Annotated in this window: 11 protein-coding genes; 7 read left to right on the top strand and 4 right to left on the bottom strand. The window is 65.5% G+C overall.

Annotated elements, in window-relative coordinates:
* The first annotated feature begins 88 nt into the window (after positions 1-88).
* On the top strand, positions 89-2,215 hold the full coding sequence (locus I5E68_RS03605; RefSeq protein WP_197160855.1) for a 3-hydroxyacyl-CoA dehydrogenase NAD-binding domain-containing protein: 2,127 nt from the start codon (positions 89-91) through the stop codon (positions 2,213-2,215).
* 17 nt (positions 2,216-2,232) lie between these two features.
* The gene (locus I5E68_RS03600; protein ID WP_197160853.1) at positions 2,233-3,390 is read left to right on the top strand and encodes an acyl-CoA dehydrogenase family protein; all 1,158 of its coding nucleotides are present in this window, start codon (positions 2,233-2,235) and stop codon (positions 3,388-3,390) included.
* A 23-nt stretch (positions 3,391-3,413) separates the two neighbouring features.
* Here the strand turns inward: I5E68_RS03600 and I5E68_RS03595 are convergent, their stop codons facing one another.
* Positions 3,414-4,304 carry a crotonase/enoyl-CoA hydratase family protein gene (locus I5E68_RS03595; RefSeq protein ID WP_197164510.1) on the bottom strand — a complete coding sequence of 297 codons (891 nt, stop codon included), beginning with the start codon at positions 4,302-4,304 and terminating at the stop codon, positions 3,414-3,416.
* 234 nt (positions 4,305-4,538) lie between these two features.
* On the opposite strand from I5E68_RS03595, the gene I5E68_RS03590 reads away from it, so the two are divergent.
* Positions 4,539-5,714 carry an acetyl-CoA C-acetyltransferase gene (locus tag I5E68_RS03590; RefSeq protein WP_197160851.1) on the top strand — a complete coding sequence of 392 codons (1,176 nt, stop codon included), beginning with the start codon at positions 4,539-4,541 and terminating at the stop codon, positions 5,712-5,714.
* A gap of 13 nt (positions 5,715-5,727) precedes the next feature.
* The gene (locus I5E68_RS03585) at positions 5,728-6,510 is read left to right on the top strand and encodes an SDR family NAD(P)-dependent oxidoreductase (protein ID WP_197160849.1); all 783 of its coding nucleotides are present in this window, start codon (positions 5,728-5,730) and stop codon (positions 6,508-6,510) included.
* Between the two features lie 31 nt (positions 6,511-6,541).
* Here I5E68_RS03585 and I5E68_RS03580 read toward each other — a convergent pair whose 3' ends face one another.
* The 3 genes from I5E68_RS03580 to I5E68_RS20355 form a co-directional block, all read right to left on the bottom strand.
* Complete coding sequence (locus I5E68_RS03580) at positions 6,542-8,194, bottom strand: long-chain-fatty-acid--CoA ligase (protein WP_228726805.1); 1,653 nt, start codon at positions 8,192-8,194, stop codon at positions 6,542-6,544.
* A 109-nt stretch (positions 8,195-8,303) separates the two neighbouring features.
* On the bottom strand, positions 8,304-8,960 hold the full coding sequence (locus I5E68_RS03575; protein ID WP_197160847.1) for a TetR family transcriptional regulator: 657 nt from the start codon (positions 8,958-8,960) through the stop codon (positions 8,304-8,306).
* Between the two features lie 62 nt (positions 8,961-9,022).
* On the bottom strand, positions 9,023-9,748 hold the full coding sequence (locus tag I5E68_RS20355; RefSeq protein ID WP_197160845.1) for a helix-turn-helix transcriptional regulator: 726 nt from the start codon (positions 9,746-9,748) through the stop codon (positions 9,023-9,025).
* A gap of 117 nt (positions 9,749-9,865) precedes the next feature.
* Between I5E68_RS20355 and I5E68_RS03565 the strand changes: the two genes are divergently transcribed.
* Genes I5E68_RS03565 through I5E68_RS03555 form a run of 3 tightly spaced genes read left to right on the top strand, consistent with a single transcriptional unit; the run spans position 9,866 to position 14,233 of the window.
* Positions 9,866-12,370 carry a TonB-dependent receptor gene (locus tag I5E68_RS03565; protein WP_197160844.1) on the top strand — a complete coding sequence of 835 codons (2,505 nt, stop codon included), beginning with the start codon at positions 9,866-9,868 and terminating at the stop codon, positions 12,368-12,370.
* An 11-nt stretch (positions 12,371-12,381) separates the two neighbouring features.
* Entirely contained in the window at positions 12,382-13,308 is a 927-nt protein-coding gene (locus I5E68_RS03560; protein ID WP_197160842.1) for an oxygenase MpaB family protein, read from the top strand.
* Positions 13,309-13,348: 40 nt separating this feature from the next.
* On the top strand, positions 13,349-14,233 hold the full coding sequence (locus tag I5E68_RS03555; protein ID WP_197160840.1) for a LysR family transcriptional regulator: 885 nt from the start codon (positions 13,349-13,351) through the stop codon (positions 14,231-14,233).
* Positions 14,234-14,388 lie beyond the last annotated feature (155 nt).

Here is a 14,388-nt window from a genome sequence, read left to right as displayed (position 1 = left end):
CGCGCCGGGCTTTCGACCGGACCTGCCTTGCCAAAACCTCGATCAGTGTTATTTATCTGACTAACTAAATCAAGAGGGGAGTTCGGCGATGGCAAACGGGGAAAGGCTCGAGGTACGGCCTGACGGCCTGGAACAACTCAATCAGGTGACCGCCTACGCGTGCCGGGACGAGGTCGCGCTGATCCTGATCGATTCGCCACCCGTCAACGCACTGGGCGGCGACGTCAGGCGCGGGCTGCTCGAAGGCTTCACCCGTGCTGCCAATGATCCGGCAGCCAGAGCCGTGGTCCTCGCCTGCGCCGGACGGACCTTCATTGCAGGCGCCGACATCCGTGAATTCGACCACCCCGACCTCGACGCGCCCGGCCTGCATGCCGTGCTCGACGTGATCGAGGCTTGCCCGAAACCGACCGTTGCCGCGATCCACGGAACCGCGCTGGGAGGCGGCCTCGAGACCGCGCTATGCTGCCATTACCGGGTAGCCTCGCCATCGGCGCAGGTCGGCCTCCCGGAAGTCGCACTCGGCCTGCTTCCGGGTGCGGGCGGGACGCAGCGCGTGCCCCGGATCGTCGAGGCCGAGGCGGCGCTGGCGATGATGGCCTTCGGCAAGCCGGTCCCGGCTGCGCGGGCCGAGGCCATGGGACTGCTCGACGCGCTGATCGAAGAAAACCTGCTCGACGGCGCGATCCGCTTCGCCCGCGGCAAGGCACACGAAGGATCTGCGCCCGTGCGGGTTCGCGATCGCACCGAGGGTCTGGCCCTGCCCCACGATGCGCAGCTGTTCGCCCGCTTTCGCCGCGACAACGCCCGCGCCTTCAAGGGTTACACCGCGCCCGAGGCCATTGTCCGCGCGGTAGAGGCCGCCGTGACGCTGCCCTTCGAACAAGGTATGCAGCGCGAGGCGCAGCTTTATGGCGAACTCATCGCGGGTCGTCAGTCGGCCGCGATGCGCTACCTCTTCTTCGCCGAACGCCAGTGCACGCGTATCCCCGACCTGCCGCGCGATACGCCCCCGCGCCCGATCGCGCATGTCGGCGTGGTCGGCGCGGGAACGATGGGCAGCGGCATTGCCATGACATTTCTCGATGCCGGCCTGCCCGTCGTGCTGGTCGAGCGCGAGGAAGAGGCCCTCGCACGCGGGCTCGCCGCCATCCGCAGCAATTACGAGGCCTCGCGCGACAAGGGCAGGATCGATCAGGCCACACTCGAGCAGCGCATGGACCGACTGACCACCTCGCTGGACATGGCCGATCTCGCCGAGGTCGACCTCGTGATCGAGGCCGTGTTCGAGAACATGGCGCTCAAGCAGGAGGTCTTTGCCAAGATCGACGCGATCGCACGCCCCGGGGCGATTCTCGCGTCCAACACGAGCTTCCTCGATCTCGATGCGATTGCCGCCGTCACCGCACGAGCGCCCGACGTCATCGGGCTGCACTTCTTCTCGCCTGCCAACGTCATGCGACTGCTCGAAGTCGTGCGCGGGGCAAAGACCGGACCCGATGTCGTTGCGAGCGCGATGGCGCTGGCGCGCCGGATCCGCAAGGTAGCGGTGCTCGCCCGGGTGTGTGACGGCTTCATCGCCAACCGCATGATGACCCCGCGCATGGATGCAGCCCGCGCGCTCATCCTCGAAGGCCCGATGCCCTGGGAAGTCGATGCGGCGATGCGCGATTACGGTTTCGCGATGGGCCCCTTCGCGATGCTCGACCTCGTCGGGCTGGACGTGATCGGGTGGGATGCGGCGACCAGCAGCTCCTCCACCATCACCGAAGTCCTGTGCGAACGCGGCCGCTGGGGCCAGAAGCGCCGCGCCGGCTTCTACGACTACGACGACAAGCGCCGGGCGACGCCTTCGCCGCAGGTCGAGACGCTCGTACGCGAGTTCCAGCAGACCAGCGGGATCGCCATGCAACCCTTCTCCCATGAAGAAATCGTCGAGAGGCTGTTGCTTCCGGTGGTCAACGAAGGTGCGCGGTTACTCGAGGAAGGAATCGCACTGCGCGCCTCGGACATCGATGTCGCGCTCGTCACCGGCTACGGCTGGCCCGCATATACCGGCGGACCGATGTTCTGGGCCGACGACCATGGCCTCCCCCGTATCGTCGCAGCACTCGAGGCCATGGGCGAGACACCCTGCGCGCTGCTGTCGCGCCTCGCCAGCGAGGGCAGCGCCCTGCACGAATTCGCGCCCGGCAAGATTCCGAGCAACGCCTGAAAGGAGGACACCCGCCCATGTCCCAAACCCGCCAGCTCGATACCGCGCGCCGCACGATCTACGATGCCGACCACGCATTGTTCCGCGATCAGGTGCGCAAGTTCTTCGCAGTGCACCTCCTGCCCCATCTCGATCGCTGGGAAGAGGCCGGAATCATCGACCGGTCGTTCTGGAGCGCTTGCGGTGAGGCAGGCGTGCTTTGCCCCGGCGTCCCCGAGCAATATGGCGGTCTCGGCCTCGACTTTCGCTACAATGCGATCATCGGCGAGGAACTGGCCTATGCCGGGTCTTCTGCCGGGATCACGCTGCAGTCCGACGTCACTGCCGACTACATCGCGCATTACGGCAGCGAAGAGCAGAAAGAGAAATGGCTGCCGCGCATGATCTCGGGCGAGGCGGTGGTCGCCATCGCCATGACCGAGCCCGGGACCGGCTCGGACCTGCAGGCCATCCGCACCACCGCGCGAGCCGAGGGCAGCGACTATATCGTCGACGGCTCGAAGACCTACATCACCAACGGGCAGCACGCCGACCTCGTCATCGTCGTCGCCAAGACCGACCCGGCACTCGGCGCCAAGGGTACATCGCTGATCCTCGTCGAAGCCGAACGGGCGGGCTTCGCGCGCGGGCGCAACCTCGACAAGATCGGACAGCATTCCTCCGATACCTCCGAGCTCTTCTTCGAGAACGTGCGCGTCCCCGCAAGCAACCTCATCGGCACGGCGGGGCGCGGGTTCTCCTATCTCGTCCAGCAACTTCCGCAGGAACGCCTGACAATCGCCGTCGGCGCACAGGCCGCGGCCCAGCGCGCCTTCGACGAGGCGCTGGCCTTCACCCGCGAACGGCGCGCCTTCGGCAAGGCGATCCTCGATTTTCAGGCGACCCGCTTCACGCTGGCCGAGATGGCAACGCAACTGCAGGTCGGCTGGGCACACCTCGACTGGGCGATAGCGCGCCATGTCGCGGGCGAACTCACCATAGAGGAAGCCGCGGCGGCCAAGCTGTTCCATTCCGAACTGCAGAACCGGGTATGCGACGCGGCGCTGCAGCTGCATGGAGGGGCCGGTTACATGAACGAGTATGCCATTGCCCGGCTCTGGCGCGATGCACGCGTCTCGCGCATTTACGGCGGCACCAGCGAGATCATGAAGGAGGTGATCGGCCGGGCCCTCTAGGCTCTTCGGGGCTGAACAGGCCCTCAGCCATAGGCGGGGTCCTGCCACCAGGGAAAGTAGTCGGGCATGTCGTGCGAGACAGTCTCGGGGAAACGAGCCTCGCGCTTCTCGATGAAGGCGGTGACCCCTTCGCGCGCATCGGCGCTGCGCCCGCGCGCCAGCACGCCCCGGCTCTCCACCCGGTGCGCCTCCATCGGGTGCGCCATGCCCAGCCCGCGCCACATCATCTGGCGCGTCAGAGCAATCGAAACCGGCGCGGATTGCCCGATACACGCCAGTGCCTGAGCCCGTGCCCTCGCAAGCAGCTCCCCCTCCGGCGCGATCTCGTTGATTGCGCCCACCGCCATTGCCTCGTCCGCGGATACAAGGCGTCCGGTCATCGTCCAGTCGAGCGCCTTGGCAACGCCGACGATGCGCGGCAGGAACCAGGCCGAGCACCCCTCGGGCACGATCCCGCGCCGCACGAAGACGAAGCCAAGGCGCGCACCGGGTACGGCAATGCGAAAGTCCATCGGAAGGAGCATCGTGGCGCCGATACCGACAGCTGCACCGTTGATCGCGCCGATCACCGGCTTGAGGCAGGCAAAGATGCGCAGGGACAGGCGCCCACCATAATCGCGGGCACTTTCGCTGGCATAGTCGATAGAACCGTCGGCACGGATCGGCGAGCCGGGCCCCGAAGTTCCCTCGAAAGTGGCCGCTCCCATCTCGAGGTCCGCCCCTGCACAGAACGCGCGCGCTCCCGCCCCGGTCACGATCACGGCCCCGATCTCGTCATCGCGATCGACCCGGTCGAAAGCGTCGAGCAGCTCCTCCATCATCCGGATCGTATAGGCATTGAGCTTGTCGGGGCGGGCGAGCGTGATGGTGGCGATCCGCTCGCTGACCGAGAACGTGATCTGCTCGTAGGTCATCTCCGCATGCATCGTGTGTTCTTCCCTTCATGTCCCCCTGCGATCCGCTCCCCACCCGTCGATTACGACGATGCCGACAAGGAATTTGGACCGCAAAGCAGTCTCCGCCCGCCACGCCAAGAAGCTACGCACATTTTTTAGTTGTTCAACTGATTAATTTTCGTGATACGCTTTCCGAAGCAATGCAGACGGGCCCGGACAACCGTACCGGATCAACAGCAAGGGAGAGCGAACTTGGCCAGCGAGACCGCCTATATCGTCGATGCCGTACGCACCGCTGGAGGGCGCAGGAAAGGCGTCCTTTCCGGATGGCATCCCGCAGACATGGCCGGCGCCACACTCGATGCGCTGGTCGCGCGCTCGGGCATCGATCCGGCCGGGATCGAGGACGTGATCATGGGCTGCGTCACTCAGGGCGGAGAGCAATCGATGCACGTGGGCCGCAATGCCGTACTCGCCTCCGCGCTTCCCGAATCGGTACCTGCCGTGACCATCGACCGGCAATGCGGCAGCAGCCAGCAGGCCATGCACTTCGCAGCACAGGCAGTGCTTTCGGGAACGCAGGACGTGGTCATCGCAGCGGGCGTGGAATCGATGACCCGCGTTCCCATGGGGGCGACCATGTCACTCTTTGCCGAAGCCGGGTTCGGCATTCCCAAGTCCCCGCGCCAAGAGGAGCGCTACCCGGGCATCGTCTTCAGCCAGTTCACGGGCGCAGAGGCGATGGCTGCCAAACATGGCTTCAGCCGCGACGACCTCGACGCCTTTGCGCTGCACAGCCACGAGAAGGCCATCGCCGCGACGCAGGCCGGACACTTCAAAAAGGAGATCATAGCGCTGGAGGTGGACACACCGGATGGTCCCATGATGCACGAACGTGACGAAGGCATCCGCTTCGATGTCACCCTGGACGCCATCGGCTCGGTCAAACCACTGTCACCCGACGGGGTCATCACCGCGGCCAACGCCAGCCAGATATGCGACGGGGCCTCGGCAGTGCTGATCGTCTCGGAACGCGCGCTCAGCACCTTCGGCCTCGAGCCGATCGCACGGATTCACAATCTCACCGTCACGGCCGGCGACCCGGTGATCATGCTCGAGGAGCCGCTCTTCGCGACCGAAAGGGCGCTGTCGCGCGCGGGGCTCACGCTCGACGACATCGACCTGTTCGAGGTCAACGAAGCCTTCGCCTCGGTTCCGCTCGCCTGGCTCAGGCACACCGGTGCGGATCCGGCCCGGCTCAACGTCCATGGCGGCGCCATCGCGCTTGGTCATCCGCTCGGCGCGAGCGGCACCAAGCTCATGGCGACGCTCGTCCATGCGCTGGGCACCCACGGCAAGAAGTACGGATTGCAGACCATGTGCGAGGGCGGCGGCATCGCCAATGTCACCATCGTCGAACGTCTATGAAGGGAGCACCGAGATGCACATCGACACTTCGATAGCCGCCGTGGTCACCGGCGGTGCCTCGGGCCTTGGCGCCGCCACCGCCCGCGCACTCGCAGCTCGCGGCGCGCAAGTGGCGATCTTCGACCTGCAGGCCGAGACCGGCGAGGCACTGGCGCGCGAGATCGGCGGGACGTTCTGCCGGGTCGACGTCACCGCGCGCAACGAGGTCGAGGCCGGTTTCGCGAAAGCACGCGACGCGCATGGACAGGAGCGCATCCTCGTCAACTGCGCCGGCACCGGCAGCGCCTTCAAGACCGCCTCGCGCTCACGCAAGGACGGCACGATCGGCCATTTTCCGCTCGATGTGTTCGAACGCACCATTGCGATAAACCTGCACGGCACCTTCACCTGCATCGCGCTCAGCGCAGCAGGAATGCTCACGCTCGATCCACTCGTCGACGGCGAGCGCGGCGTGATCGTCAACACCGCCTCCGCAGCGGCAGAGGACGGGCAGGTCGGGCAGGCAGCCTATTCGGCCTCCAAGGCTGCGATCCAGGGCATGACCCTGCCGATCGCACGCGACCTGATGAGCGAGGGCATCCGGGTGAACGCGATCCTGCCCGGCCTCTTCGACACACCTTTGATGAATGCCGCGCCCCCGCAGGTAATCGAAGCGCTTGCCGCCTCGGTACCTTTCCCGAGACGCCTCGGCCAGCCGGAGGAGTTCGCCGCGCTGGCCCTGTGCATGGTCGAGACGACCTATTTCAACGCTGCATCGGTTCGCCTCGACGGGGCGATCCGGATGCCCCCGCGCTGACCGCGTCCGTCGCCAGCGCACGAACGCGCCGTCAGTTGACGGCGCGTTCGCGGCCTTCCCAGTAAGGATCACGCAAAGCGCGGCGCATGACCTTTCCCGAAGGCGTGCGCGGCAGGGTTGCCGCGAAGTCGACCGACTTGGGCAGCTTGTGCCCGCCGATGCGGGTCCGCGCGAAGGCGAGGATGTCGGCCTCGGTTGCCTCGGCCTCCGGCTTGAGTACAACGACCGCCTTGACCGCCTCCCCCCAGCGCGCATCGGGCACGCCGAATACGGCAACCTCTGCAATTGCCGGATGACCGTAGATCGCGTTCTCGACCTCGGCGGGATAGACGTTCTCCGCCCCGGTACAGATCATGTCCTTGAAGCGATCACAGATGTAGAGGTAGCCGTCCTCGTCGAGGTAGCCCGCATCGCCCGTGCGCAGCCAGCCATCTGCATCCATGACCTGGGCCGTCCTGTCGGGATCGTTCCAGTAGCCGAGCATGTTGGCGACCGAGCGTGTCTCGACCTCACCCACTTCGCGGGGAGGCAGAACGGTGCGCGCGATGGGCTCGACTACACGCAGCTCGACCCCGGGCATGGCCAGTCCGGCGGCACGCATGCGCTCGTTCCCTGCGGGATCGTGATCTTCGGGCGGCAGGTAGACGATCGTGCCGCAAGTCTCCGTCATGCCGTATTGCTGGACGAACTCGCAGCCGAATACCGCGGTCGCTTCGCGCAGCAGGTCGAGCGCGATCGGGCTGGCCCCGTAGAGCATCGTGCGCAGCTGCGGGAACGTGCAACCGGCAATAGCCGGGCGCGACAACAGCATCTGGATCGCGGTCGGCACGAGAAAGGTCTTGCTCACACCTTCGTGTTCGAGCGCCGCGATGAAGGCGTCGGGCATGAACTCGGCATGGATCAGCGTCGTTGCCCCGTTGAAGAAGCCAACGATCGCCCAGCCGACGCCGCCGATATGGCCCATCGGCAGGGCAACGAGATTGACATCGCCTGCCCGCCATTCGTTCCAGTCCATACCCGCCCGCATCGCATCGCGCCGGCCGGCAAGGATGTTGGCATGGCTGAGCATCACGCCCTTGGGCTCGCCGGTCGTTCCCGAAGTGTAGAGCTGGAGCGCGACCGCACGGGCGTCGACATCGGGCAGGTCGAGCGTGTCCGTGGCCTGCGCGAGCCAGCTCTCGAAAGCGGTGCAGGGCGTGTGCGCCCCCGCCGGGGCCATCGCGATGCAGCCATCTTCGGGGAGCAGTGCCCGATAGTGCTCGAGCGCATCGAACTGGTCTCGCTCGACGAACAGCAGGCGCGGCGCGCAATGGCGCAGGATCGACTGCGCTTCGGGAACCGCAAGGCGCCATTGCAGGGGGACGAGCGCGATACCGGCCTTCGCCGCGCCGAACAACAGTTCGAAGAAGCGATCGCTGCCTTTGCCGATGAAGGCGACTGTGTCGCCCGGCTTCAGCCCCTGACCGATCAATGCACGGGCCACCTGAGCGGCGCGCTGGTCGAGCACGCTCCAACTTGTCGGCCTCCCTTCGAACAGCATTGCCGCCGAACCGGGTCGGACCCTCGCGAAATAGGCGGGTATGTCGCCCAGACACGGCATGCGATCGAAATCGACTGCCTGCGCCGCGCCCCCTTCGGGGGCACGCGTTCCGCGCGCGCTTGCTTGAGTCCGGACGTCTCCCATCGTCGTTCCCCGATCTGTTTATGTCATGGATCGAATCTGCAATCTCTTTTTTATTTATTTACTCAATTAATAAACGACTGGCAAGCCTGTAGCGTCAGCCCGCCCTGCCTCACACCATGACGCTGTCCAGCAGGATCGAAGCCACATGATCCGAGTAACGTATCCGCAGATCGTCATCGATTTCCTCGACGCCGAAAGCGAATTTGAGCGAGTGGCGCGCGGTGAACAGGTGGTCGCACGAACCAATCACCGAGAAGTAGAACAAGGTCGGATCGATCTTCCGGAACAGGCCTTCTCGCTCTCCCTGCTCGAGGATGCGGCGCTGCGCCTCGGAAAGGGTCCTCGTGAAGCGCTCGGCGATGAAGCGTGCGGCCTCCGAATCGCTCTCCAGCGAAAGCGCGGCCACCAGCCGGTTCATGTAAGGGTAGCGCCAGTATGTCTTGATCACCCCGAAGACGTGGTGCCGCAATTTCTGGTCGGCCGGCATGTCGGCGGCGACCAGCGTCTCGAGATTGTGGAAGGTGCCGCCCGCGTCGCGCTCGAGCAAGGCCATGAACAACCCTGCCTTGCTGCCGAAATGATAGCGGATCAGCGCAGGATTGAGCCCGGAGTGCTCGGCGATGTCGGCAAAGGTCACTTCTGCAGAATTGCGCTCGACCATCAATTCGCTGGTCGCGTCGAGCAACAGGTCCGCGGTCGAGGCCTTGTCCTCCTTCTTGCGTCGCCCTGCCTTGCGCCTGGCGCCCTCGGTCTTCGTACTTGCCACTTCTACCTCCCCGGCACCTGCCCGCGCAGGCCCGACCATCTCTATTCAGTGGACCGTCCCCGTCACAGGCGGGAGGAGACGTATCCCAGTTCTATGGCCCGCTGCGCGGTACGCAGGCGGCCCGTTTCCTCCAGCTTGGCGCTGGCCTTCTTCATGTGAAACCGCACCGTCGGGCTCGCGAGGCCGAGGATCGTTGCGATCTCGCCGTCTGTCTTGCCCGCCGCTACGAGCTTGAGGCATTGCACCTCGCGCCGCGTCAGCGTGCACGGGCCGATCTCGGGCGTGCCATGGGCGATGTTGTCGCAGGCCGCAACGAAGCGCGTCGCGAGTCCGTGAAGCATGAGTGCATGCTGCGCGAAGCGCGTGGCGACGTCGCCGCCCGGCCGGTCGGTCGCCCAGACCACCGCCCCCAGCACGCTGCACGGCAGGCGCACGGGCACCACGATCGCGCTGCGCACGGCATAGTTCGCACGCTGCGCCTGTTGTGCAAGCTTGTCGGTCACCCGGATCGGCCGCCAGCCACCGACGGTTCCGTCCCGGTAGTAGAACGGCTCGCCAAGGTGGCGGATCATGGCGACGATCGCATTGCGCAAGGCCAGGTCCCCCTCGTTCCAATAGCCCGCGCCGACATCGGTGAAATCGAAGCGGCTGGCGACGGGGATGCCCTGCGCATCGAGCGTGGGCCGAGCAGAGCTGATGTCGGCACACGTCGCCACCAGCGGCAAGTCCAGTTCCCTGCCGGTCATGCGCAACTGCTGCGCCAGGTCTGCCAGTTCTTCGTTCGGCACCGTACCCCTGTCAGATCCGATAGCTGTTGCTGCCTGATACAGCATGTAATTATGCAAGTAAATAATAAGTGCGCCAGACTCGAAAAACGAGCAGAGCAGCAGGAGAGGGGAAACATAATGCGCAGAAAGGCACTTGCCAGCAGCACCGCCCTTGCAGCCTTCGCGGCAGCTCTCGTCCCAAGCGAACCGGCCCTCGCTCAACAGCAGGACCAGCCGCCGGACTATCGTGACGAAGGATCGGCGAGCCAGCCTAGCATGCCCGAAATCATCGTCACCGCCCAGCGCAAAAGCCAGAGCATCTACGAGGTGCCGCTGGCCGTGCAGGCGCTTGGCCAGTCCGCGCTCAAGGACCTGCGCATCGATGACGTCAATTCGCTGGCGACCGCCGTGCCCGGTCTCAGTGTCGCCCCGGCCTATTCGGGCGTTCCCATCTTCACCTTGCGCGGGATCGGGTTCAACACCGTGAACATCACCGCGACCTCGACCGTCGGGATCTACCAGGACGAGCTCGCCTATCCCTACCCTTCCATGGCGGGTGGGCCGATCTTCGATCTTGAGCGGGTCGAGGTCCTCAAGGGCCCGCAGGGCACGCTCTACGGGCGCAACACGACGGCGGGCCTGATCGATTTCATCACCGCCAAGCCGCAGCTGGATACGTTTGCCGGCCGAATTCAGGGCGAGTTCGGCAACTATCAGACATACAACCTCGAGGGCATGGTGAACCTGCCGCTCGGCGACGTCGCCGCACTGCGCGTGTCGGGCCGCTGGGAGAACAGCGACAAGGGCTGGCAGGTCGACCAGCTGCGCGGGGACAGGCTCGGCGAGAAGGACCGGCTCGCTGGCCGCGTATCGCTCCTGTTCGAGCCGGGCAGCGACTTTTCCGCCTATGCCTCGCTCTCGGGCTGGCGCGACCGGTCGGACACGCAGGCCGGACAGGCGATCAGCCTCAACCTCACCAACCGCCTCTCGCTCGGATCGCCCAGTTTCGGCCCCGGCGATGCCAATGTCCCCGGATTGCTCGACTACCTCGAGAACTACCAGCCGAGCCGCGCACGCGATGCCGGTTTCAACACCACCGAGCAGCTTGGCCAGACGATTGGCCTGGCCCCCGGGATCGGCGCACCGCGCGCCGACAGCGACTTCCTCTCGGCGCAACTGCGCCTGACCTGGAGCCCCAACGAACGCCTGCGCATCATCTCGATCAGCGGCTACAACGACTTCTCGCGCAAGGACGTAGTCGATTTTTCGGGCGCACCGTTCGAGATCATCGCCACACGCTACGATGCCGCGATCAAGTCGTTCCAGCAGGAGGTCCGCGCGGAGGTCGATGGCGACGGCTTCGACTGGACCATCGGCGGCTACTTCGCGCACGATACGATGCACGAGAACACCGTGTTCCTGATCGGCGAGAACTCCTCGGTGCGCTACCTGCGTCTCGCGACGCTGGGCCTGCTTGCCGACCCTGTGGCCAATGCCGTGTTCAACACCTCGGGCTTCACTGCCGCAGATGTCGTCAACGCCTTTCGCGCGGGCGGCGGACGTTCGCGCGGCAAGGCCGAGACGATGAGCGCCTTCATGAACGGCGAGGTCGAGCTGGGCGCGCGCCTCAAGCTGAGCGGAGGCATGCGCCTGGGCATCGACAAGACCGAGCTCGACGGCTGCTCGACCGAGGTCAACGGCAACTACCTGCCTATCGTCAACACCACTGCACGCGCGATCATCTTCTCGACATACGGCGTGATTGCCCCGGAAGTGATCAAGGGCGGGTGCACCACTTACGATCCAGTGACGAATACCGACCACGAAGTCCATTCGCAGCTCAGCCAGAACAACTTCTCGGGTCGCCTCGCGCTGCAATACGAGCCGAGCGACGACAGCCTGCTGTTCGCCTCGGTCGCACGCGGCATCAAGTCGGGCAACATCCCCATCGTTCCGGCCAACCGCGCGGTGCAGTTCACCCCGGCCTCGCAGGAGAAACTGACCGCCTACGAGTTGGGCGCACGTCTTGGCCTGTGGGGCCATCGCGCGCAGATCAACGTCACCGGCTTCTATTACGACTATACCGACAAGCAGTTCAGTTCCTACGTCCCCGACCCGACTTTCGGCGCGCTGCAGCGGCTGGTGAACATTCCCAGGTCGCGCGCATGGGGCATCGACGGGGAGATCGTGCTCCAGCCCATCCCCGAGTTGTCGCTCAACTGGAACGCAACTTATCTCGATACCCGGGTCAAGGACTATACCGGCGCCAATGCGGCCGGCATCCCCACCGATTTCTCCGGCTCGGACTTCTCGTTCGCCCCCAAGTTCTCGACCAGCGGCACCGCCGTGCTGACCGTGCCGCTCTCGAGCACGATCGATTTTCGCACCACGCTCAACGGCAGCTACCAAAGCAAGACCCACTCCGACTTCGGCGAAGATCCGCTCTTCGCGATCAAGGACTATTTCCTGCTCAACGGCAGCATCGGCATCCAGGGCAGCGATGGCAGCTGGAGCCTGTCGCTGTGGGGCCGCAACATCACCAATACCTATTACTGGACCAGCGTAGTCGACAACCAGAACCTCAACGTGCGCTACGCAGGCATGCCGCGAACTTACGGCATGACCTTGTCCTACGGCTTTTGAAGGAGAGGCCCATGCCACCGGCACAGGCACGAACGAGCGAGGCAAGCCCTACTTCCGGAAACAAGCAGACCGGTCATGCGGCACGGCAGGCTGGCCCGAGCATCGACTTCACCGCGCCTGCCGGGGCGCCAGCCTGGTACGAGCCGGATTCGCTCGCCTGGCAGGTCTACAAAAACCCGGTCTCGCTGTTCATCGGCGGGATCACCGCAGTCCTGCTCGAACTGGGCGAGCCGCGCGTGCGCGAGGGCGTGTGGGGCCACTCGATCTTCCCCAGCGATCCGATCACGCGGCTGCGCCGCACCGGGCTGGCGACCCACGTGAGCGTCTATGCCCCGCGCGAAGTCGCCAGCCGGCTGATCGGCGGGGTCGTTCGCATGCACGAGAAAGTGCGCGGCACCACCCCGGATGGCGAACCCTACCACGCCAACGACCCGGTCCTGCTCGACTGGGTCCAGGCGACGGTCGGCTACGGTTTCATGGAAGCCTACGCCAAATGGGCAAGACCGCTCGATGATGCCCAGCGCGACCGTTTCTATGCCGAGAGCGAACCGATCGCCCGCCTCTTTGGCGCGACCGGCGCACCGCTCGGCCTCGACGCGCAGCGCGCCTGCTTCGAGGCGATGCGCCCGCGCATCGTCGCGCATCCGATCGTGTTCGAATTCCTCGCAATCATGGAACGCACTGCGGCAGTGCCGATGATGCTACGGCCATTCCAGCGCATGATGATCCGGGCCGCCATCGCCACCCTGCCCGAGTGGACGCGCCGCCAGCTCGATCTCACCGGCCCGCGCTGGGAGCTTGCGCGATGGCAGCAGCGCCTGATCCGCTCGCTTGGCGCTGCCTTCGAACGCATCCCCATCCGCAACGCCCCGCCGAGCCAGGCCTGCCGGCGCATGGGCCTGCCGCATGACTGGCTCTATCGCAGGCGTCCTTCCTGACCCGGTTGCCCCCGCCTGCCTGCGCGCGTAACGGACCCGCATGAAACTGCGCCACATCGAGGTATTCCACGCGGTCTACGTTACCGGTTCGGTCAGCGCCGCGGCGCGGCTGCTGAACGTCTCACAGCCCGCGGTGACCAACTTGCTCAAGCACGCCGAAGATCTCCTTGGCTTTGCGCTGTTCGAGCGCGTGCGCGGGCGCATGGTGGCGACCGCCGATGCCGATGCACTGTTCGACCAGGCCCAGGACATCCAGGTACAGGTCTACCAGTTTCGCGAGACGGCCCGGAACATCCGGCGTGGCCAGGCCAGCGCCTTGCGCATTTCGACCGTCCCGGCGCTGGGCATGGAACTGCTTCCGCGCGCCGTGACCGAATTCCTCGCAACCCGCGAGGGCATTGCGATCGAGCTGCACACGATCCACCACGACGACATCGCTCTCAAGCTCCACGAGCGTGAAACCGACCTCGTGATCTGCTACAGTGCGCCGCGCAATGCCCCTGTCACCAGCGTGATCCTTGGCGAGGCGCAGATGCATGCCTTCTATGCCGAGAAGGACATGCCCGCAGCGCCCGACCCGCTTCCGCTCGCGAGCCTCGACAACCGGCGCTACATCTCGACCGGCGACAGCGGCCCGCAAGGCCGCGCGCTGGCCACCGAGCTCGCCGCGCGCGACATTGCGCCAGACGTGGTGGGAGCCTCGCGCACCTTCTCGATCGCCGCCGCGCTGGCCAGCTCGGGGCTCGGCATGACGATCGTCGACGAGCACACCGCACTGGCCATGATCCGCGCAGGCATGGCGATGCGCCGCCTCGATCCTGCGCAAAAGTACCAGATCCGCGCGGTGCACATCGAGAACCGCCCGCCGCCCAGCGTGGCGATCGAGTTCCTCGACTTCCTGCGCGACCGCATCGCCAGTCTATAACGGAAGATTATGGAAGTTCCCGTGGTCTGTATGGGGACACTCTCCTAAACCGTGATAGTCACCGCGAATGACAACGGCGCACGGCACTTTGGTCGAAGGACCATTTCTTCTCTACCTCGGCGACAAGAGCAACCCGCTCGATGTAAAGACCTCGC

This window comes from Novosphingobium aureum, assembly GCF_015865035.1.
Taxonomy (GTDB): domain Bacteria; phylum Pseudomonadota; class Alphaproteobacteria; order Sphingomonadales; family Sphingomonadaceae; genus Novosphingobium; species Novosphingobium aureum.
Note: the sequence above shows the minus strand (reverse complement) of the source record. Positions and strands in the feature narration are given on the sequence as shown.

Coding starts and splice junctions, on each gene's coding strand:
- I5E68_RS03605 (WP_197160855.1), top strand. CDS start 89: ATGGCAAACGGGGAAAGGCTCGAGGTACGGCCTGACGGCCTGGAACAA.
- I5E68_RS03600 (WP_197160853.1), top strand. CDS start 2,233: ATGTCCCAAACCCGCCAGCTCGATACCGCGCGCCGCACGATCTACGAT.
- I5E68_RS03595 (WP_197164510.1), bottom strand. CDS start 4,304: ATGACCTACGAGCAGATCACGTTCTCGGTCAGCGAGCGGATCGCCACC.
- I5E68_RS03585 (WP_197160849.1), top strand. CDS start 5,728: ATGCACATCGACACTTCGATAGCCGCCGTGGTCACCGGCGGTGCCTCG.
- I5E68_RS03580 (WP_228726805.1), bottom strand. CDS start 8,194: ATGGGAGACGTCCGGACTCAAGCAAGCGCGCGCGGAACGCGTGCCCCC.
- I5E68_RS03565 (WP_197160844.1), top strand. CDS start 9,866: ATGCGCAGAAAGGCACTTGCCAGCAGCACCGCCCTTGCAGCCTTCGCG.
- I5E68_RS03560 (WP_197160842.1), top strand. CDS start 12,382: ATGCCACCGGCACAGGCACGAACGAGCGAGGCAAGCCCTACTTCCGGA.
- I5E68_RS03555 (WP_197160840.1), top strand. CDS start 13,349: ATGAAACTGCGCCACATCGAGGTATTCCACGCGGTCTACGTTACCGGT.